General features: G+C 73.5%; 19 protein-coding genes. 7 read left to right on the top strand and 12 right to left on the bottom strand.

The window, feature by feature from the left end; translation table 11 throughout:
* Nucleotides 1-4 precede the first annotated feature (4 nt).
* From BN6_RS15220 to fabG, 9 genes are all read right to left on the bottom strand, one after another.
* The gene (locus BN6_RS15220; RefSeq protein WP_015100545.1) at nt 5-1,939 is read right to left on the bottom strand and encodes a vWA domain-containing protein; all 1,935 of its coding nucleotides are present in this window, start codon (nt 1,937-1,939) and stop codon (nt 5-7) included.
* Nucleotides 1,936-3,321, bottom strand: coding sequence for an ATP-binding protein (locus tag BN6_RS15215; protein WP_015100544.1), 1,386 nt, complete (start codon nt 3,319-3,321; stop codon nt 1,936-1,938). The genes BN6_RS15220 and BN6_RS15215 overlap by 4 nt, the downstream gene beginning before the upstream one ends.
* 88 nt (nt 3,322-3,409) lie before the next feature.
* Nucleotides 3,410-4,264, bottom strand: a complete 855-nt coding sequence (locus tag BN6_RS15210; RefSeq protein WP_015100543.1) for a DUF4082 domain-containing protein — start codon at nt 4,262-4,264, stop codon at nt 3,410-3,412.
* Nucleotides 4,265-4,436: 172 nt separating this feature from the next.
* Nucleotides 4,437-5,228: a TylF/MycF/NovP-related O-methyltransferase gene (locus BN6_RS15205; RefSeq protein WP_015100542.1), complete on the bottom strand. Its 792-nt coding sequence runs from the start codon at nt 5,226-5,228 to the stop codon at nt 4,437-4,439.
* A gap of 241 nt (nt 5,229-5,469) precedes the next feature.
* Nucleotides 5,470-6,267: a hypothetical protein gene (locus tag BN6_RS15200; RefSeq protein ID WP_041312846.1), complete on the bottom strand. Its 798-nt coding sequence runs from the start codon at nt 6,265-6,267 to the stop codon at nt 5,470-5,472.
* 32 nt (nt 6,268-6,299) lie between these two features.
* Nucleotides 6,300-6,773, bottom strand: coding sequence for a YcxB family protein (locus BN6_RS15195; protein ID WP_148302886.1), 474 nt, complete (start codon nt 6,771-6,773; stop codon nt 6,300-6,302).
* A complete protein-coding gene (locus BN6_RS15190; protein ID WP_015100539.1) occupies nt 6,770-7,786 on the bottom strand; it encodes a ferrochelatase in 1,017 nt (338 codons plus the stop codon). Before BN6_RS15190 ends, BN6_RS15195 begins: the two co-directional genes overlap by 4 nt.
* 113 nt (nt 7,787-7,899) lie before the next feature.
* Nucleotides 7,900-8,667 (bottom strand): enoyl-ACP reductase FabI, encoded by a 768-nt coding sequence (gene fabI / locus BN6_RS15185; protein WP_015100538.1) that lies wholly within the window; start codon nt 8,665-8,667, stop codon nt 7,900-7,902.
* Nucleotides 8,668-8,722: 55 nt separating this feature from the next.
* Nucleotides 8,723-9,427, bottom strand: coding sequence for a 3-oxoacyl-[acyl-carrier-protein] reductase (gene fabG / locus BN6_RS15180; RefSeq protein ID WP_015100537.1), 705 nt, complete (start codon nt 9,425-9,427; stop codon nt 8,723-8,725).
* Between the two features lie 93 nt (nt 9,428-9,520).
* On the opposite strand from fabG, the gene BN6_RS15175 reads away from it, so the two are divergent.
* Nucleotides 9,521-12,181: an FAD-binding and (Fe-S)-binding domain-containing protein gene (locus BN6_RS15175; RefSeq protein WP_041312843.1), complete on the top strand. Its 2,661-nt coding sequence runs from the start codon at nt 9,521-9,523 to the stop codon at nt 12,179-12,181.
* On the opposite strand, the gene cutA is transcribed toward BN6_RS15175, so the two are convergent.
* Nucleotides 12,162-12,482 carry a divalent-cation tolerance protein CutA gene (gene cutA, locus BN6_RS15170; RefSeq protein WP_015100535.1) on the bottom strand — a complete coding sequence of 107 codons (321 nt, stop codon included), beginning with the start codon at nt 12,480-12,482 and terminating at the stop codon, nt 12,162-12,164. The genes BN6_RS15175 and cutA overlap by 20 nt on opposite strands.
* A gap of 44 nt (nt 12,483-12,526) precedes the next feature.
* Between cutA and BN6_RS15165 the strand changes: the two genes are divergently transcribed.
* The 3 genes from BN6_RS15165 (at nt 12,527) to BN6_RS15155 (ending at nt 14,514) form a co-directional block, all read left to right on the top strand.
* Nucleotides 12,527-12,709 (top strand): hypothetical protein, encoded by a 183-nt coding sequence (locus BN6_RS15165; protein WP_148302885.1) that lies wholly within the window; start codon nt 12,527-12,529, stop codon nt 12,707-12,709.
* Nucleotides 12,706-13,080, top strand: a complete 375-nt coding sequence (locus BN6_RS15160; protein ID WP_231905301.1) for a YchJ family protein — start codon at nt 12,706-12,708, stop codon at nt 13,078-13,080. Before BN6_RS15165 ends, BN6_RS15160 begins: the two co-directional genes overlap by 4 nt.
* Before the next feature lie 156 nt (nt 13,081-13,236).
* Nucleotides 13,237-14,514: a PIN-like domain-containing protein gene (locus BN6_RS15155; protein WP_015100532.1), complete on the top strand. Its 1,278-nt coding sequence runs from the start codon at nt 13,237-13,239 to the stop codon at nt 14,512-14,514.
* 182 nt (nt 14,515-14,696) lie between these two features.
* Here the strand turns inward: BN6_RS15155 and BN6_RS15150 are convergent, their stop codons facing one another.
* Complete coding sequence (locus BN6_RS15150; protein ID WP_015100531.1) at nt 14,697-15,428, bottom strand: ANTAR domain-containing response regulator; 732 nt, start codon at nt 15,426-15,428, stop codon at nt 14,697-14,699.
* Nucleotides 15,429-15,479: 51 nt separating this feature from the next.
* On the opposite strand from BN6_RS15150, the gene BN6_RS15145 reads away from it, so the two are divergent.
* The 3 genes from BN6_RS15145 to BN6_RS15135 are packed head-to-tail and all read left to right on the top strand — an operon-like array spanning nt 15,480 to nt 18,379.
* Nucleotides 15,480-16,136 carry a response regulator transcription factor gene (locus BN6_RS15145; protein ID WP_015100530.1) on the top strand — a complete coding sequence of 219 codons (657 nt, stop codon included), beginning with the start codon at nt 15,480-15,482 and terminating at the stop codon, nt 16,134-16,136.
* Nucleotides 16,137-17,495: a sensor histidine kinase gene (locus BN6_RS15140; RefSeq protein WP_015100529.1), complete on the top strand. Its 1,359-nt coding sequence runs from the start codon at nt 16,137-16,139 to the stop codon at nt 17,493-17,495.
* A complete protein-coding gene (locus BN6_RS15135) occupies nt 17,492-18,379 on the top strand; it encodes a TAXI family TRAP transporter solute-binding subunit (protein ID WP_015100528.1) in 888 nt (295 codons plus the stop codon). Before BN6_RS15140 ends, BN6_RS15135 begins: the two co-directional genes overlap by 4 nt.
* Before the next feature lie 323 nt (nt 18,380-18,702).
* Here BN6_RS15135 and BN6_RS15130 read toward each other — a convergent pair whose 3' ends face one another.
* Nucleotides 18,703-19,275, bottom strand: coding sequence for a DUF5655 domain-containing protein (locus BN6_RS15130; RefSeq protein WP_015100526.1), 573 nt, complete (start codon nt 19,273-19,275; stop codon nt 18,703-18,705).
* Nucleotides 19,276-19,416 lie beyond the last annotated feature (141 nt).

Raw genomic sequence — 19,416 nt, 5'->3', positions numbered from 1 at the left:
CCGGTCAGCGCTTGCGGCGCGACCTCAGGTAGTCGCTGACCACCGCCGCGCCCAGGCCGTCCTCGTCGGGGGCCACCACCCGGCCGCCGCTGCGGCGGGCCAGCAGGTCGACGAACTCGGTCAGCCTCGGGTCGTCGCCCAGCCGGAACACCGTGATCGACGCGCCCAGCCGGGCCAGGCCGTCCACCTCCACCAGGGTCTTGCCGATCGTGCGCGGCAGCGGCGGGTAGTGGAACTCGGCCTCGCCGTCCGACTCCAGGTGCGCGGTCGGCTCGCCGTCGGTCACCACCAGCACCACCGGCTGCGCGTCCGGGTGCCGGCGCAGGTGCCGGCCCGCCAGCAGCAGCGCGTGGTGCAGGTTGGTGCCCTGCTCCCACACCCCTTCCAGCGCCGTCAACTGCCCGATGTCGACCGCCTCGGCGTGCCGGCCGAAGGTGATCAGCTGCAGCGCGTCGGTCCGGAAACGGGTGCTCACCAGGTGGTGCAGGGCCAGCGCGGTGCGCTTCATCGGCACCCAGCGGCCGTCCTGCACCATCGACCACGACGTGTCCACGCACAGCGCGACCGCCGCGCGCGACCGCTGCTCGGTCTCGCTGATCTCGACGTCGGCCACGTCCAGCCGGATCTCGCCGAGACCCGACCGCAGCACGGCGTTGGTGATCGTGCGCGGCACGTTCCACGGCTCGGTGTCGCCGAACCGCCACGCCCGCGTGCTGCCCAACAACTCGCCCGCCGCGCCGGCGTGCGAGTTGTCCCGCCGACCCTGCGCCCGGACGCTGTCGATCACGCCCCGCAGCGCCGTCTCGCCCAAGCGCCGCAACGCTTTGGGCGTCAACCGCAGCGAGCCGTCCGGCGCGCGTTCGAGCAGGTTCTGCCGGCGCAGCTCGCGCTCCAGCTCGGCCAGCCGGCGCGCGTCGACGCCCGCCTCGTCGCCGAGCTGGCGGACCAGCGCCTCGACGTCGATGTCCTCCAGGCGCGCGCCGGGGTAGGACTGGGACAGCTGCTCGGCCAGCGCGTCGAGTTCGGCCAGGTCCGCCATCGCCTGCGCGCCCTCGCCCAGGCCCAGCGGCTGGTTGCCCCGGAAGCGCGCCGCGCCGTCCCAGTCCTCGCCCGGCCGCAGGCCACGCAGCAGCGAGTCCAGAGTGGACAGCTGGGAGCCGATGCCGGAGTTGCCGAACGCCTGCTGGGACAACGCGTTCAGCTCGTCGCGCTGCTGCTCGGTCATCGAGTTCATCATCCGCTGCGCCGCCGCCGACCGGGCCGCGAGCGCGTCGACCAGCTCCTGCACGGTCCGCGGGTTCTCCGGGAAGAACTCGCCGTGCCGGCGCATGAACTCCGCGAACCGCTCGGCGGTGTCGGCGCCCTGGGCGTGCGCGGCCAGCAGCGCGGTGAGGTCGGCGAGCATCTCCTGGATGCGCCGCACGTCTTCCGGGTCGACGTTCTGCATCGCCTGCTTGAGGCCCTGGAAGCGCTGGTCGAGCAGCTCGCGCCCGAGCAGGTTCTGGATCTGTTCGTAGGACTCGCGGGCCTGCGGCGAACGCCAGTCGTACTCGGCCAGCTCCCGCACGGCCGCCGCGGTGCCCTGCGGGAGCGCGTCGAGCTGCGCCTCGCGGAACCGGGCGTCGTCGTCCGGGTCCGGGAACAGCGCCGCCCGCTCGGCCTCCAGCGCCCGGTCCAGCAGCTCGCGGACCTCCTGGAGCGTGCCGTCGAGCCGGTGCCGGCGCTGGATGGCCGAGCGCCGCTGCCACAACCGCGCCGTCAGGTCGTCCAGGCCGCGCGACCCCGGCACCCCGCGCCGCAGCAGCTCGCGCAGCGCCGACTCGGGGGACGCGCCCTCCATGACCTCGCGGCCCAGCTCGTCCATCGCCGCCCGCAGGTCGGTCGGCGGCGCGAGCGGGTCCGGCCCGTCGACGTAGCGGTCGTAGCGGTACCCGGTCACCCGTAGACCGTCCGGTCCTCGTCGCTGTCCTTGGCCAGCTGACGGGTCAGGTAGAGCGACTCCAGCGCCAGCTCCACGGCCGACGCGATCCGCCCCGGCGGGTCCGCCGGGCCCGCGCCGACCCGCTGCGCCACGTCGTGCAGCACCGGCAGCTCCGGCAGCGCGGCGAGCACCTCGGCCGCCGGCACCTGCTCGCCGGTCGCCACCGGGTGGCCGTCGGAGACCACCTCGGCCAGCGAGCGCAGGTTCAGCCCGGCGAACGCCGAGCGCGCGGTGTCCGCGACGGCCCGGCGCAGCAGGTGCGTCAGCACCTCGTGCTCACGCCCCTCCTCCCCCGCCTCGAACTCCAGCTTGCCGCGCAGCACGTCCGGCACCGAGTAGAGGTCGACCGGGCGGGCGATCGGCGGGTGCTCGCCGATCAGCGCGCTGCGCCGCAACGCCGCCGCGGCCACCGTCTCCGCCGCGGCCACCGCGAACCGCGCCGACACGCCCGAGCGCTGGTCGATCGCCGGCGACTCGCGCAGGTGCCGCACGAACCGCGCCACGGCTTCCAGCAGGTGGTCGCCCACCTCCGCCACCAGCTCCGACTCCTGCCGGACCAGCGCCACCTCGGCGGCCACCTCCAGCGGGTAGTGGGTGCGGATCTCGGCGCCGAACCGGTCCTTGAGCGGGGTGATGATCCGGCCCCGGTTCGTGTAGTCCTCGGGGTTCGCGGTCGCCACCACCAGCACGTCCAGCGGCAGCCGCAGCGTGTAGCCGCGGATCTGGATGTCGCGCTCCTCCATCACGTTGAGCAGCGACACCTGGATCCGCTCGGCCAGGTCGGGCAGCTCGTTGACCGCGATGATGCCCCGGTGCGCGCGCGGCACCAGGCCGTAGTGGATCGTCTCCGGGTCGCCGAGGCTGCGCCCCTGCGCCACCTTCACCGGGTCGACGTCGCCGACCAGGTCGCCGACGCTGGTGTCCGGCGTGGCCAGCTTCTCGGCGAACCGCTCGTCGCGGTGCCGCCACGCCACCGGCAGGTCGTCGCCCAGCTCCGCGGCCCGCCGCCGGGACTCCGGCGTGATCGGCAGCAGCGGGTGCTCGCCCAGCTCCGCGCCGTCGATGACCGGCGTCCACTCGTCGAGCAGGCCGACCAGCGAGCGCAGCAGCCGGGTCTTGCCCTGGCCGCGCTCGCCGAGCAGCACCAGGTCGTGGCCGGCCAGGATGGCCCGCTCCAGCTGCGGCAGCACGGTCCGGTCGAACCCGACGATGCCCGGCCACGGGTCGCGCTTCGCGCGCAACGCCTCGACCAGGTTCTCCCGCAGCTCGGCCTTGACGCTGCGCGGCGGGTACCCGGCGGCACGCAGCGCGCCCACGGTCGTGGGAAGTCCAGAGGTCACCCTTCGACGCTACGCACACCTCGGCGATCGGTCGACGTGGAGCGACTCCAGCGAGCCGCTCCGCGCCGGCCGGCCGCTACCCGTCGGGCTACTCGTGGAACAGGGGCAGGATCCAGTAGTTGCTGTTGCGCCAGGTGTCGGTCGGGAAGCCGCCGTGCACCTCGTAGTGGAAGACGCCCGCGCCCGGCTTCACGATGAACGGGGCTTGCAGGATCGTGCCGGTGAAGTAGTCCTGGGACGCCTGGTAGCGCGACGACCAGCGGCTGAAGTACGACACCACGTAGTCCTGGCCGGGCTGGACCGGGACCGGCGGCTCGAACGACACCCACTCCCGGCCGATCCCGGGCGCTCCGGACAGCGTGTCGGCCAGCAGCTCACCGGACCCGGTCCACACCCGGGTCTCGATCGGGCCGGTGTAGGGGCCGCGGTCGATGGTCACGCCGGTCAGCGTGCCGGGCCGGTCCACCTGGAACTTCAGGCCCAGCTCGACCGGCTCCCAGTCGGGGTCGAGGGCCTGGTCGAACGTCGGCAGGCTCAGGGTGTTGGTCGCGTCGTGGATCCGCGGCAGCGGGCCGGGCGTCGCACCCACGTGCACCGTGGCGGGCAGGCTGGGGTTGCCGACCGTGGACCGGGTGTGCGCACGGGCGACGATCGTGACGTCACCGGCCGTGGTGGGGGTGAACTGGAACCGCCACCGCTCCTTGACCGTCTCGGCGAGCTGCCAGGTCGTGCCGCCGTCCACGGAGACCTCGACCGCCGTGATGCCGGCCGCCTCGCCGTTGACCGCGCCGCCGATGACCAGCAGGGACTCGCCGACGGCGGCGTACGAGCCGTCGCGCGGGGTGTGGATGCCCGCCGTCGGGTGGTCCTGCGCGTAGGCCGTGCCCGAACTTGCCAGGATCACCGCGAACACCGCCGCGAGCAGCCTGGGTAACCGCAACATGCGCCCTCCTCGGGCTTTCGTTGGGACGGGTCGTCCCGAGGGGGATCGTTCGGCGCGGCCTCCTTGTTAGGGCTTGGCGAACGCCGTGGGCGGTGTCCGCCATCCGGACACCGCCCACGACCACACCGGCCGGTCACCGTGACGTCACGGTGACCGGCCGGTGGACAGGTGCTCAGATCTCGGTGATCCGCACGGCCAGCTGCTCGTTGTTCGCGGTGAAGCACAGGTACTCGAACGACACGTTGTGCCGGGTCACGAACTCCCGCCACGCCAGGTGCTCGTGGACCTCCCAGCCGGGGTAGTTGAAGTACTCGTCGAACAGCACCACGCTGCCCGGCCGCAGGCGCGGACCGACGTGCTCCAGCGCGGTGACCGTCGAGGAGTACAGGTCGGCGTCCAGGTGCAGGAACGACACGTCGCCGGGGTGTTCGGCCATGAACTTCGGCAGCGTGTCGTCGAACCAGCCCGGCACGATCTCCGCGCCGGGCACGTCCGGGATGTTCTCGTTGCGGAACCAGCCCGCCGGCCGCTTGGGCCGCCAGTCCTCGGGCAGGCCCTCGAACGAGTCGAAGCCGTAGACGTCCTGGCCGCCCCGGGTCTCGGCGATGATCTTCAGCGTCGTGCCCTTGTACACGCCGAACTCCATCGCCAGGCCGGTGTCGGGGGCCAGCTCCAGCGCGTGCTTGAGGGTGTCGAACCGGTTGTCGTACGTGGTGGCGTTGAGCAGGTGCTCCCGCACGAACCGCTCCGTGGTGCGCAGCGCGTACCGGTCGGCTTCCGCGTGGATGTCGCGCCGCGACTCGTGCTCGATCTCCCGGATGGCCTTCACCAGCCGGTCCGTCTCCTGCCGTGCGACGTCCTCGAACTCGCGGCGCAGCTGTCGGACGAGCTCGTCGCGGTCCACCGCGTCGCTCACGATCCGGGCCAGCGAGCCGCTCAGCGCCTGACGCAGTCTGCCGAGCACAGGGGTCTCCTCTCTGACGACCCCAAGTCACTTACCCGGTCCGACTGGCGGCGGGAAGACCGTCACCTGGAATCGCGGGTATTCGGTCGGAGCGAATAGTGGCGACCCTACGTGGAATGCGGCCGAACGCACACGGCCACGCGGCTGAAACACACCGCTTGATCCCGTTGACCGCCCGATCGTTGGACAATCCGACGACGTCGGCGCCCGGCGGTGATCGTCGCGACGCGCGGAGCGGCGGTCAGTGCCGGCCCGCGCCCTGGTCGGACAGCACCCGCACGGCCTCGTCCACGGCCGCCAGCCGGGCCCGCCGGACCGCCTCCGACAACGGGCGCAGCGCCTGGTCCCGACCGGCCTGCGCGGACGCCGACATCGCCCCGCCCGGCGCGTCCGACGCCGCCACCGTGAGGATCGCCGCGACCTCCGCCGCCCGTTGCAGCACGCGCAACGCCCGGGGCGGCATCCCGGCCGGCCACGCCAGCTTCGAGTGCTCGGCCGACAGCTCCGCGATCTCCGCGCGCACGTTCGGCCGGTGCCGCGCCACGTCGAGCGTGACCAGCGCCGTCGCCGCCTCGCGCATCGCCGACCCCAGCCCGTGCTCCGCCTCGCCGATCGGCACGTGCTCGACCGCCGTCACGGTCGGCAGGTCGAACACCGTCCACCGCAGCACGCCGTCCGCGACGAGCTTGGGCACCAGCCCCACGCCGACCTCCGGCAGCACCGCCGCGTGCCCGACGCTGAGCGCGAACCGGCTCAGCGGCCCCTGACCGCCCAGCCCGCGCACGTCACCCGGGATCGGCAGCACCATCCGCGCGGTGCTCGCGTTGCCCCGGCGCAGCGCGGCCAGCAGCAGCGCCGGGCCCACCGGGCGTTCGTCGGGGCCGGGGAGGTCGAGCGCGGTGGCCGTGCCGTCGTCGTCGGCCACCACCTCGTGCAGCTCCGCCCAGAACCCCAAAGCGTCGAGGACGTCGTCAGCCGCGGCCGCACCATGCAGCCAGGCGGACGTCCAGACGACCAGCGTCGCACTCGCACAGGACACGCTCGCCAAGGTTACGCGCGCACCGCGACCGGTCAGGCCGCCGGGCCGACGTGTTCCACCAGCAGGGAACGGAACCGGTCGACGTCGTCCGGTGCGGTGAAGGCGCGGTGCGGCACGGCGTACATCGCCGACGTCCCGGTGCGCAGGACGAACCCGTGCGGCGTCTCCGCCCAGCCGGGCAGCTCGTCCCAGGCCAGCTCGCTGCGCGCCGCCTCGCCGACCGACATCCGCAGCGAGTGCTCGTCCGCCGACCCGGTCACCGTCTTCGCCGCGAGCGGGTGGTTGTGGAAGTTCAGCGCGGTGCCGATCGGCACCAGTGCGACGATGATCACAGCCAGCGCGATGCCGAACACGCCCGCCCAGGTCATGTCGAGGAACAGCACGACCACCCCGAGCACGCCCAGCGCCAGCCCGAACCACGGCGCCCACCGGTACAGCGGCACGGCGGTCCGCAACGCGTCGCGCCAGTCCGCCGCGCGCGGCGACCACATGAAGTCGACGCTCACCGGGCGGGCCTCTTCGCCGGCTCGCAGCACAGCGGCGCGCACGGCGCGCCGTTCACCGTGCACCCGGAGGCCGGGAACGCCGACAGCTTCCGGGTCGGCGCGCCGCCGACGTGCTCGGCGACCAGTTCGGCCACCAGCCGGGCGAACCGGGGGTCGTCGTTGGGCGTGCCGGCGCGGGCGAAGCCCATCCCGTGCTCCAGCGCCCGGTCGCGGGCCTCGGTGTCCAGGTCCCACACCACTTCGAGGTGGTCGGAGACGAACCCGATCGGGCACACCACGACGTTCGCCACGCCCTTGGCGTGCAGGGCGTCGACGTGGTCGACGATGTCCGGCTCCAGCCACGGCACCTGCGGCGGGCCCGAGCGCGACTGCCACACCACGTCGTAGTCGTCCACGCCGACCGACCGGGCGACCAGCCGGGACGCCTCGGCCACCTGCCGGGAGTAGCGGTGCCCGCCCTCGGCCGGCGGTCCGGCGGCCTGGTCCGCCGACATCGGCACCGAGTGCGCGGTGAACACCAGGCGGTACTCCGCGAACTCGGCGGCGGCGGAGCGCACGGCGTCCGCGAACGACTCGATGAACAGCGGGTGGTCGAAGAACTGGCGCAGCTTGACCAGGTCCGGCGCGTCCGGCACGGCGGCGCGGGCGCGCAGGATGTCCTCGTCGTACTGCCGGCACGCCGAGTAGCCGCCGTACGCGCTGGTCGGGAACACCAGCGCGCGCCGCACCCCGGCCGCCTTCATCTCGGCGAGGGTGTCCTCGACCATCGGGTGCCAGTTGCGGTTGCCGAAGTACACCGGCAGGTCGATCAGGTCCTCGACGGCCGCGATCGCGGCCCGGTTGAGGGCGTTGATCGGCGAGACGCCGCCGAAGTGCTGGTAGTGCTGCTCGACCTCGTCCAGGCGTTCAGGCGGCACACCCCGGCCGCGGGTCACGTTCTCCAGGAAGGGGCGGACGTCTTCCGGTCCTTCCGGTCCCCCGAAGGACAGCCAGAGCAGCGCGTCGTAACTCACCCGGACATCCTCGCCCCGGCCGCCGGCGACCGCACAACCGGGTCGGCGTGATCAACGGCACGCCGACCCGGTCGGGTGGCCGCGCCCCGGCCGGAGCCGGGGTCAGGCCCTGGTCAGAGGCCCAGGAAGTGCACGCCGCCGTCGACGAACACCATCGAGCCGGTGGTCGCCGGGAAGAAGTCGGACAGCAGGCCGCAGACCGACTGGGCGACCGGCGTCGGGTCGTTGACGTCCCAGCCGAGCGGGGCCTTCTCGCCCCACATCGCCTCCAGGTCGGAGAAGCCGGGGATGGACTTCGCCGCCATGGTGCGCACCGGGCCGGCCGAGATCAGGTTCACCCGGATGCCCTGCGGGCCGAGGTCACGCGCCATGTAGCGGTTGACCGACTCGAACGCCGCCTTGGCCGCGCCCATCCAGTTGTAGGCGGGCCACGCCTGGCGGGCGTCGAAGTCCAGGCCCACCACCGACGCGCCGCGCCCCATCAGCGGCAGCGTGGCCTGCACCAGCGCCTTGTACGAGTACGCGGAGATGTGCATGGCGGTCGCCACGTCCTCCCACGGCGCGTCCATGAACGGCGCGCCCAGGCACGACGGCGGCGCGTAGCCGATCGCGTGCACCACGCCGTCGAGGCCGTCGACGTGCTCGCGCACGCGGTCGGCCAGCGTGTCCAGGTGCTCCTGGTTCTGCACGTCCAGCTCCACCACCGGGGCGGGCCGCGGCAGCCGCTTCGCGATCCGCTCCACCAGGCTCATCCGGCCGAACCCGGTGAGCACCACCTGGGCACCCTGCTCCTGGGCGACCTTGGCCACGTGGAAGGCGATCGACGCGTCGGTGATCACCCCGGTGATCAGCAGCCGCTTGCCTTCGAGCAGACCCGTCACGTGTGTTTCCTCCGAGAGTTGTGTTGTGCGGTCGGTGCCGGAGCGCCCCGGCGCCTCAGTGGCCCATGCCCAGGCCGCCGTCGACCGGCAGCACCGCGCCGGTGATGTAGGCGGCGGCGTCGGAGGCCAGGAAGGTGACGGCGGCGGCGATCTCCTCGGTGCTGCCGTACCGGCCGGCGGGCACCTGGGCGAGGATCTGCTTGCGGCGCTCCTCGGGCAGCGCGTCGGTCATGTCGGTGGTGACGAAACCGGGCGCGACGACGTTGGCGGTGATGTTGCGCGACCCCAGCTCGCGGGCGATCGAGCGGGCCACGCCCACCAGGCCCGCCTTGCTGGCCGCGTAGTTGACCTGGCCCGCGCTGCCCAGCAGGCCGACCACGGACGAGATGAACACGATCCGGCCGTAGCGCTTGCGCAGCATGCCCTTGGAGGCGCGCTGCGCCACCCGGAACGAGCCGCTCAGGTTGGCGTCCAGGACGCGGGTGAACTGCTCGTCGGTCATCCGCAGCAGCAGGGTGTCGTCGGTGATGCCCGCGTTGGCGATCAGCACCTCGACCGGCCCGTGCGCGGCCTCGACCTCGGTGAACGCCGCGTCGACCTCGGCGGAGGAGGTCACGTCGCACTTCACGCCGAACAGGCCCTCCGGCGCGCCGGACCCGCGGTGGGTGACCGCGACCTTGTCGCCCTGCGCGGCGAACGCCTGCGCGATCGCCAGGCCGATCCCCCGGTTCCCGCCGGTGACCAGTACGGACCTCGACACGCCCTGCTCCCATCGCCGCTGGTTGATGCGGGGCGAGGCTATCTCCTGCCGCGAAGTGCGCCACCAGTGGCCGGGGTGGATCACAATCACCGGGTGACCGGTTTCGTCGAACAGCTCCGGGCCGAGGTGGACGGGGACGTGCTGGCCGACCCGGCCACCCGCGCGCTCTACTCCGTGGACGCCTCCAACTACCGGCACGTCCCGCAGGTCGTGGTCCGGCCCCGGTCGGTCGACGCGGCGGTGGCGGCGGTCGGCGTGGCGGCGGCGTTCGGGGTGCCGGTGACCAACCGCGGCGCGGGCACCAGCATCGCGGGCAACTCCGCCGGGTCCGGCCTGGTGGTCGACTTCGCCCGGTACCTCGACCAGGTGGTCTCGATCGACCCGGACGCCCGCACCGCCGTCGTCCAGCCCGGCGTGGTGCTCGACCGGCTCAACGACGCCGCCCGTCCGCACGGCCTGCTGTTCGGCCCCGACCCGTCCACCCACTCGCGGTGCACGCTCGGCGGGATGATCGGCAACGACGCCTGCGGCGCGCACTCCGTGGCGTGGGGCAAGACCAGCGACAACGTGCTGGGCCTCGACGTGCTGCTGGCCGACGGCCGGCGGTTCGACACCCGCACACCCCCGCCGCTGCGGCTGCCCGAGGCCGACCCGGCGTGGTTCCCGGCGCTGGACCGCCGCGTGTCGGGTTACCGGCTGGACGCGCTGCCCGACCTGACCCGGGCGCTGGTGGGCACCGAGGGCACCTGCGTGACCGTGCTGGGCGCGACGGTGAACCTGGTCGCCGTCCCGCCCCGGCGGGTGCTGGCGGTGCTCGGGTTCGACGGGCCCTACGACGCGGCCGACCTCGCCGAGCAGGTGCGGCACCTCGACGTGCTGGCGGTGGAGGGCATCGACCGGGCGCTGGCCGAGGCGGCGGGCGGCTCCCGGCTGCTGCTGCCGCGCGGCGTGAGCTGGCTGTTCGTCGAGACCTCCGACGAGGCGGTGGCCCACGTCGCGGCGAAGCTCGCCCCGCACTCGGTGGTGGTGACCGACCCGGTGCGGCAGCGCGCGCTGTGGCGGGTGCGCGAGGACGGCGCGGGCCTGGCGACCCGGATGGCCGACGGCGGCGAGGCGTGGTCGGGCTGGGAGGACGCGGCGGTGCCGCCCGAGCGGCTCGGGGCCTACCTGCGCGAGTTCGACGCGCTGCTGGCCGGGCACGGGCGGCGCGGCGTGACCTACGGGCACTTCGGCGAGGGCTGCGTGCACGTCCGGATCGACTTCGACCTGCGCGCCGGGCACCGGTCGTTCCTGCGGGACGCGGCGGACCTGGTGGTGGCGCACGGCGGTTCGCTGTCCGGCGAGCACGGCGACGGCCAGGCCCGCTCGGAGCTGCTGACCAGGATGTACCCACCGGCCGCGATCGCCGCGTTCGGCCGGTTCAAGGCGGCGTTCGACCCGGAGAACCGGATGAACCCCGGCCGGATCGTCGACCCGCTGCCGCTGGACGCCGACCTGCGGGTGGTGGTCGCGCCGCCGACCATCCCGACCCGGGCCAAGCTCGCGCTGCACGCCGACCGGGGCGACTTGGCGGCGGCGACCCGGCGGTGCGTGGGCGTGGGCAAGTGCCTCAACACCACCGGCGGCGTGATGTGCCCGAGCTACCGGGTGACCCGCGAGGAGAAGCACTCGACGCGCGGCCGGGCCCGGCTGCTGTTCGAGATGCTCAACGGCTCGGTGGTGCGCGACGGGTGGCGCTCGGCGGAGGTGCGCGACGCGCTGGACCTGTGCCTGGGGTGCAAGGGCTGCAAGCGGGACTGCCCGGTGGACGTCGACATGGCCACGTACAAGGCGGAGTTCCTGCACCAGCACTACAAGCGGCGGCTACGGCCGTTGGCGCACTACTCGATGGGGTGGCTGCCGCTGTGGTTGCGGCTGCGCCTGGTCAACGGCGTGACGTCCCGGTTCGCCCGGTTCGCCGGGGTGGCCGCCGAACGGCCGCTGCCGCGCCCCGCGCGCCGGACGTTCCAGCGCGGGTTCACCGGCGGCGGCGCGGGCGAGCGGGTGCTGCTGTTCCCGGACACCTTCACCAACCACTTCGACCCGGCGGTCGGGCACGACGCGGCGGCGGTGCTGTCGTTCGCCGGGCAGGGCGTCGAGGTGCCGAAGTCGGCGGTGTGCTGCGGGTTGACGTGGTTCTCCACCGGGCAGCTGGACGTGGCGCGGCAGGTCGTGCGGCGGACGGCGCGGGCGCTGCGGCCGTGGACGGCAGCGGGCGTGCCGGTGGTGGGGCTGGAACCGAGCTGCACGGCGTTCCTGCGGTCCGACGCGCTGGAGGTGGCCGGCGAGGACCAGGACGTGGTGCGGCTCGCGCAGTCCGTGCGGACGTTCGCCGAACACGTCTCCCCGCTGCTGGAACCGTTGCCGCGCAGCGGTTCGGCGGTGGTCCAGCCGCACTGCCACCAGTACGCCGAGATGGGCCTGGACGCCGACCGGGAGCTGTGGGACAAGGCGGGCGTGGACGCTTCGGTGCTGTCGGGCTGCTGCGGTCTCGCGGGCAACTTCGGGTTCGAGAAGGGGCACCACGAGGTGTCGATGGCGGTGGCCGAGCAGACGTTGCTGCCCGCCGTGCGCGCCGCCGCACCGTCGACGGCCGTGGTGGCCGACGGTTTCAGCTGCCGCACTCAGGTCAGGCACGGTACGGAGGTCGAACCCGTGCACACCGCGACGCTGGTGGCGCGGGCGCTGGGCGTGGCTACCGGGTCTGCTCGGTGAGCCAGGCCAGGTAGTCGGGGCTGCCGCCGAGCACGGGCAGGGCGAGCACCTCGGGCGTGTCGTAGCTGTGGTTGGCCTCGATGAACCCGGTCAGCTCGTCCAGGCGGTCGTAGGTGGTCTTGATCCAGAGCTGCCACTCCCGGTCGTCGTGGATGGCACCGTCCCAGCGGTAGATGCTGCGGACCGGGGCGCTGATTTGCACGCAGGCAGCCAGGCGTTCGTCCACGACGGCGCGGGCCAGGGTGGCGGCGGCGTCCTCGCTGTCGGTGGTCGTGATCACCACCACGTGGTTGTCGCTCATCCTCGGCAGGGTAATGGGGCCGGGGTTTCCCTATCCTGGTGCGCGTGACCCCTGACGAGGCCGTGGCCGTGCTGACGGATCCGGACGCCGCCGCGGACGTGCGCTACCAGGCGCACGCGGAGCTGACGGCGGCCGCGGCGGGCGGTGACGCCTCGGCGGAGGCCGCGCTGCGGTGGCTGCGCTTCTCCCGGTCGGAGCGGTCGGCGTGCGAGGTGGAGCGGCCGTGACGTGCCCGTGCGGGTTGGGTGAGCCGTACGAGACGTGCTGCGGCGCGTTGCACTCCGGGCTGAAGACCGCGCCCACGGCGGAGGCGCTGATGCGGTCGCGGTACGCGGCGTTCGCCGTGGCGGACGAGCCGTACCTGCTGTCGACGTGGCACCCGACCACCCGTCCGGGTGAACTCGACCTGGACCCGGACCAGAAGTGGCTGCGGCTGGAGGTGCTGGCCCGCACCGGCGGCGGTCTGCTGCACACGACGGGCACGGTCGAGTTCCGCGCGATCTACCGGTGGCAGGGCCGGCGGGAAGAACTCCACGAGAACAGCCGCTTCGTCCGCGACGACGGCCGGTGGCTCTACCTGGAACCCGTCCGGGACTGAGCCCACCGAGCCCGTCCGAAACCGAGCACGCCGACGTCCGGGACTGGGCCGAACGGGTGCCCTTCGCCCGGCCGCGCAACGCACCGCGAGCCTTCCCCGATCAACGGGAGGTAGTCGCCCGCCGGGAGGGCGGACGGACACCGGACGTGGAGTGGCATGGACGAGCAGCCCTCGATGATGGGTATCTACGACGAGTTCCCCGGCCACCGCGTGCCCGCGGACCACGAACTCGACGGCGCGCTGGGCGGCGCGCTGGTCGTGGTCGACGCGAACGTGCTGCTCAACCTGTACCGGTACAACGAATCGACCCGCGACGACCTGCTGGGCGTGCTGGCCCGCCTGGGCGACCGGCTGTGGGTGCCGCACCAGGTGATGCGGGAGTTCTGGCGCAGCCGGCTGACCGTGCTGTCGGGCCGGGCGTCGGCCGGTGACCAGCTCCTCGACGCGCTCGGCAAGCAGCAGCGGGCGGCGAAGAACGCGCTGGACCAGTGGGCCAAGGCGACCGCGATCCCGGTCCCGGAGCTGGACTCGCTCGCCGAGCGGGTGCGGGGGCTGTTCGCCGACGTCGAGAAGGCCGTGCGGGCGCACACCCCGTCGTCACCGGCCGTGGTCGGCAAGCCCGCCGACGACCCGGTGCTGCACAGCCTCGAATCCCTGCTGCGCGGGAAGGTCGGCGGCCGGCCCGACGACGAGGAGTGGCAGCGGCTGGTGGCGGAGGGCAACCGCCGGGTGGCCGACGACGAGCCGCCGGGCTACCTCGACTCCAAGAAGCTCGGGTCGGAGCTGCCGGAAGGCGCGGCGGGCGACTACCTGGTCTGGTCCCAGGCCGTCCAGGAGGCCGCGCGGCGCGACGCCGACCTGCTGCTGGTCACCGGTGACGAGAAGGAGGACTGGTGGTGGCGGCACCGGTCGGAGTTCCTCGGTCCGCGCATCGAACTGGCCGACGAGTTCGCCGCGCTGGGCGGGCGCCGGCTGTTCATGCTGCGGCCGGCGGACCTCCTGCGGCGGGCGAAGGCGCTGGAGTTCGAGGTCGCCAGCGGGTCGGTCGCCGACGTGGACCGGGTGAGCCGGGAGACCCAGGACCGCCCGCTGTGGACGCCGCGCGGGGTGTTCGCCCTGCTCAGCCGGTTGGACGCGGAAGGGCGCGTGCAAGCCGACGTGATCCGCGCGGCAGCGGCGAACGGCGGCCGGGTCGACCGCGACGCCGTCTACCGGCTCGGGAACTTCGACCCGGAGCGCAACCTCACCGGCTTCACCAAGCCGACCGCCCGGATCACCAACGACCTCCAAGCGGTCGGCCTGGTCGCCGCCGGTGTCGAGGCCGCGCTCACCCCGTACTACCTGAGCGGGGTCAAAGCGGACGAGTTCTGGATCCCGGACGAGATGGTCGCCATCCTCGCCGAGGACGACACCGAGGAGGCCCCGTCCGTCTGACGGGGGTCACGGCACCAGCGCGGCAGATGGGCGACCTTCTCGGCGTCGGCGACGACGATCTCGCAGGTCAACGCCAAGTCGTCGGTGCGCAGCCCGCGACTGCCCTTGCCGTTGGGAACATCCGTTGAAAGCTCCGGCGAAAACTCGACTCGGAGCGGGTGATGGTCACGGGAATGAAATCCTCAGGGTCTGCGGACCGAGTCGAGCAGGTTCCGGGCGACGACCCGCAGCTTGGTGTTGTGCGTCTGCGACTCCTCGACCAGCCGCTGGAACGCCTCGGCCGCGGTGATCCCGTGCGCCGCCATGAGCACCCCCTTCGCCTGGTCGATCTCGCCGCGCGACTCCAGCGCGCGCTCCAGGTTCGTCACCAGCGTGCGTGACCGCTCGTAGCGGCGGAACCCGGTGATCGAGGCCGCCGACGCCGTGGTGAACAGCCGCAGCAGAGCTTCGTCGAACGGGTCGAACGCGGCCTCGACCGAGCTGTACAGGTTCAGCGCGCCCAGCACGCCGCCTTCCACCACCAGCGGCGCGGACAGGTACGCCTGCACCCCCGCCTGCTCCGCGGCCGCCGCGAACTCCGGCCACTTCTCCCGGCCGCTCTCGACCGCGACCCGCACCGGCCGCAGCGTCTTCGCCGCCTCCAGGCAGGGTCCCTGCCCGGCGGCGTACTGGTCGGTGTCGATGGCGACCACCCGCTGGTCGGTCGCGGCGGCGGTGCTCGCGCCTTCCGGCCCGACGACGGTCACCGAGACGTTCTCCGCGTCCGGGATCACCCGGGACGCCGACTCGACCAGTTGCTGCAACACCTCGTCCAGCGATTGCTCGTCGGCGAGCACGCCGGCCAGTTGCTCCAGCGCCTCGCTGGCCTCGTCCAACTGGGAGGCGGGCACGCGGTCTTCGATGCTCACGAGCATTTTCTACACCGCGAGGGCCATAATCGCCGCTACCGGTCGAGGGGGTGGCCCGTGCGGGTGCTGCTGGTCGAGGACGACGACGGGGTCGCCGACGCCCTGGTGGAGGCGCTGGAGGCGCACGGGCACCGCCCCCGCCGGGTCGCCCGGGGCGCGGACGCGCTGCTCCGCCACCGGGACTTCGACCTGCTGCTGCTCGACCTGGGCCTGCCCGACACCGACGGGCTGGAGGTGCTGCGCAAGATCCGCAAGGTCGCGCGGACCCCGGTCCTGGTGCTGACCGCGCGCGGCGACGAGCGGTCCATCGTGCGCGGCTTACGCCTCGGCGCGGACGACTACCTGGTCAAACCCGTCCGGCTGGGCGAGCTGCTGGCCCGGATGGACGCGGTGCTGCGGCGCACCGCCCGACTGGGACCGGCCGACCGGCTGGTCCGGGTGGCCGACGTGGAGATCGACCTGGAGGCCCGCCGGGTCACCGCGGCCGGCCGGGAGGTCACGTTGACCACCAAGGAGTTCGAGGTGCTGGCGGCGCTGGCGTGCCGGGCGGGCACGGCGGTGAGCCGGCAGCAGTTGATGGACGAGGTGTGGGGCGACGCGTACCTGGCGGTGTCGCGGTCGCTGGACGTGCACCTGGCCGGGCTGCGCGCGAAGCTGGACCGCCCCGGCCTGCTGACCACCATCCGCGGTTTCGGCTACCGGCTCGGTGACTAGGTGCGCCGCCGACTCCTGCTGGTGCTGCTGCTGTTCTCGGCGGCGGCCGTGACCGCGTTCGCCGTGCCGCTGCTGGCCTCCACGGCCACCGAGCGCACGCAGCGGTTCGTGATAGACCGGACCGCCGAACTGGACCGGTTCGCCGCGCTGGCGCAGCAGGCCGAGGCCGCCGGCAGCACAGCGGCGCTGGTCGACGAGGTCGAGGCGTACGTGCGGCTCTACGGCGAGCCCGTCCTGGTGGTGGACGCGCGGCGGCGGCCCGTGGCGCGGGCCGGGATCGCCGCCGACGACCCAGCGCTGGCCGACGTGCTGGACGCGGCGCTGCGCAACCAGCACGCGCCGACCGTGCCGACGGTGACGCCGTGGTCGTCCGGGACGGTGGTGTTCGCCCGACCGGTGGGGACCGGCACGCGGGTCGCGGGCGCGGTGGTGCTGCGCGCGTCGGTCGACCGGGCGGCGTCGGACGTGGCGCGGCGGTGGCTGTGGGTGCTGGCGGGCGCGCTGGCCGCCGGTGTCGGCTCGGTGCTGCTGGTGCTCGCGGTGGCGCGCTGGCTGCTCGAACCGCTGGCGGAGCTGGCCGTCGGGGTGCGGGCGGTGGCCGCCGGCGAACGGCGGGCGCACGTGCCGGAGCGCAGCGGGCCGCCGGAGGTGCGGGAGCTGTCCGAGTCGTTCAACCGGATGTCCGACGCCGTGACCGAGGCCGCCGACCAGCAGCGGCGGCTGATCGCCGACACCTCGCACCAGTTGCGCAACCCGATGGCCGCGTTGCGGCTGCGGATGGACACGTTGGGCGGCCAGGTGAAACCCGACGGCGTGCGCGCCTACGACGCGGGCGTGGCCGAGATCGAACGGCTGGAATCGCTGCTGGACGGGCTGTTGGCGCTGGCGACGGCGGAGAGCACGGCCACCGAGGTCGCGGCCGGCGGGCGGGCCCCGGACCTGGCCGACGTGGGCGTGGTGGCGGCGGACCGGGCGGACTTCTGGCAGGTGCCGGTGCCGGCCGTGCCGCCGCTCGCGGTGCTGGTCCGGTGCCCGGAGGCGGACCTGGCCCAGGTGCTGGACGTGTTGCTGGACAACGCGATCAAGTACGGCGGCGGTGCGGTGCGGGTGGCGTTGGGCGCGGACCGCGCGGCGGGCGTCGGCTGGGTCGAGGTGTCCGACGACGGGCCCGGCCTCGGTGCCGAGGAGCTTGCCCTGGCCACGTCGAGGTTCTGGCGCGGCCGGTCGGACCGCGCCGGCACCGGGCTCGGCCTGGCCATCGCGGACCGGCTGGCGCGCGCCCGCGGCGGCGCGCTCGAACTGTCCTCTGTGGACGGTCTGGTGGCCCGTCTGGTGCTGCCGCTGGAGCCGGCCCTGTGAACCGCCGGGTCTTCCTGCTGGGTGTGCTCGGGTGCGTCGGCGGCTGCGCGACCACCGGTCGGGCCGGCGAGCTGTCCGTCGCGGCGGGCGAGCGCGGCGGGATGTACTTCGACTTCGCCACCCTGCTGGCCGGGCAGCTCGACCCGCCCAGCCGGGTCGTGGAGACCCAGGGCAGCCTGGCGAACCTCGCCCTGCTCGGCTCCGGTGCCGCGCAGGTCGCGCTGACCCTGGCCGACGCGACCGGCGCGGCCGACCCGGCGCTGGACCTGCGGGCGCTGGGCCGGGTGTACGAGAACTACCTGCAACTCGTGGTGCGCGCGGACGACCCGGCCCGCCGCGTCGCGGACCTCGCCGGGCGCGTGGTGTCGCTGGGCGCGGCGGGCTCCGGCGCGTCGCTGTCCGGGGAGCGGATGCTCGGCACGGCGGGCCTGGCGGCCTCGGTGCGGGTCGAGCACCTGCGGCTGGCCGAGGCAGTGGCGGCGTTGGTGGAGCGGCGGATCGACGCCCTGCTGTGGTCCGGCGGAGTGCCGACCCCGATCCTGGCGCAACTGCCCGACATCCGCCTGCTGCCCCTGGCCGACCTCCTGCCCGGCCTGCGCACGGCCCACGGCTCGGTCTACGAACAGGTCCCGGTACCGGCCGGCGTGTACGGCGCGACCCACGAGGTGTCCACCATCGGCGTGGCGAACCTGTTGGTGTGCCGAGCTTCCCTGCCCGACGACGTAGCCGCGGCCGTCACCCGGACACTGGTCGGCAAAGCCGCCGCCCTGGTACCCGAACAGGCTCTGGGCACCCAGTTCCTCGACGTCCGCAGCCTGATCGGCACAGCAGACCTCCCCCTGCACCCCGGTGCGGCAGAGGCGTACCGCGACCTGCACGGCTGAGTGCTGCCCCGTTGTCCGGCGAGGCGCGTGGACCCGGTACGGGTGGCCGGCACCGGAGGGACACCTCGTCATCGCCCGCACGGTTTCGGCGTGAGAGCCTCACTTGTGTGGCGGGCGAAACCGAAGTGGGCGAACTGCTGCACCAGCGCGGCTGGCGGGCGGCGTTCACAGTCGCTGAACGGGTGCGCACGTGGGCTGGACGACCGGTACCGGGCCGCGACCGTCTACGACGACGGCTGGGCGCTCGACCGGTTCCACCGGCTGAACGGTCCCGACCTGTGGTGCCGTCGGCGACGACCCGGACGCGACGTGACCCCCGCGACTCAAAGGTTGCTGGTGTAGGCGTGGCGCAGCCAGTCCAGGGTTTCCTCGTCGATCGCGTCGGCGCTGGCGATCGCGATCCGGACGGTGATCGTGTCGTTGCCCAGCGCGGACGCGCCTTCGAGCCGGCCGGACGGTTCGTGGCCGGCCAGGCGCAGGCCCAGGTCGACGCGGGCGCGGGTAGTCGCCTTGACGATCGCGAACGTGCGGCGCGGTGACACCAGGGCGACGTAGGTCTTGCGCGCCTGGACGTGCATCGGGCCGATCAGCGCCGCCTCGGTGAGCAGCCGGTCGAGGATGGGGCGCAGTTCCGGGCGGTCGGCGTACTGGCGGTCGACCAATTCGTCCGAGGTGGCCGCTTCCAGTTCTGGGTAGCCGAAGCGTTCCATCACCAGCAGCATCTGCGCGTACCCGGTGACCTCGCGCTCGCGCAGCCACGACCGCAGCTCGCGCTCGGAGTCGATGCCGGACTCCAGCACCCGGCGGTTCCACTCCGGAACCCCGTGGCCGGTACTGCGGTGGAGCAGGCCGACCGACCAGTCGACCATCTCGCTCCAACTCGACACCTGGGTCATGGCGGCCATCCTGCCGGGTACCGGCGAACCGCGCGCGGGAAGCGATCCGGCCGTGACCGGTGCCACGGTGATCACCGTGGCGCACGCCCTTTCGCACCACCAACGAAACGCCGTCGGCGGAACGGACCTGAAAGGACGAAC

The sequence above is a fragment of the Saccharothrix espanaensis DSM 44229 genome (genome assembly GCF_000328705.1).
Classification (GTDB): domain Bacteria; phylum Actinomycetota; class Actinomycetes; order Mycobacteriales; family Pseudonocardiaceae; genus Actinosynnema; species Actinosynnema espanaense.
The sequence above is the reverse complement of the archived record's forward strand: the minus strand, read 5'-3'. Positions and strand labels throughout refer to the sequence as shown.

Bases quoted from the DNA above. Each gene is read 5' to 3' on its own strand.
- BN6_RS15210 (WP_015100543.1), bottom strand. From the start codon at position 4,264: ATGTTGCGGTTACCCAGGCTGCTCGCGGCGGTGTTCGCGGTGATCCTG.
- cutA (WP_015100535.1), bottom strand. From the start codon at position 12,482: ATGAGCGACAACCACGTGGTGGTGATCACGACCACCGACAGCGAGGAC.
- BN6_RS15155 (WP_015100532.1), top strand. From the start codon at position 13,237: ATGGACGAGCAGCCCTCGATGATGGGTATCTACGACGAGTTCCCCGGC.
- BN6_RS15150 (WP_015100531.1), bottom strand. From the start codon at position 15,428: ATGCTCGTGAGCATCGAAGACCGCGTGCCCGCCTCCCAGTTGGACGAG.
- BN6_RS15130 (WP_015100526.1), bottom strand. From the start codon at position 19,275: ATGACCCAGGTGTCGAGTTGGAGCGAGATGGTCGACTGGTCGGTCGGC.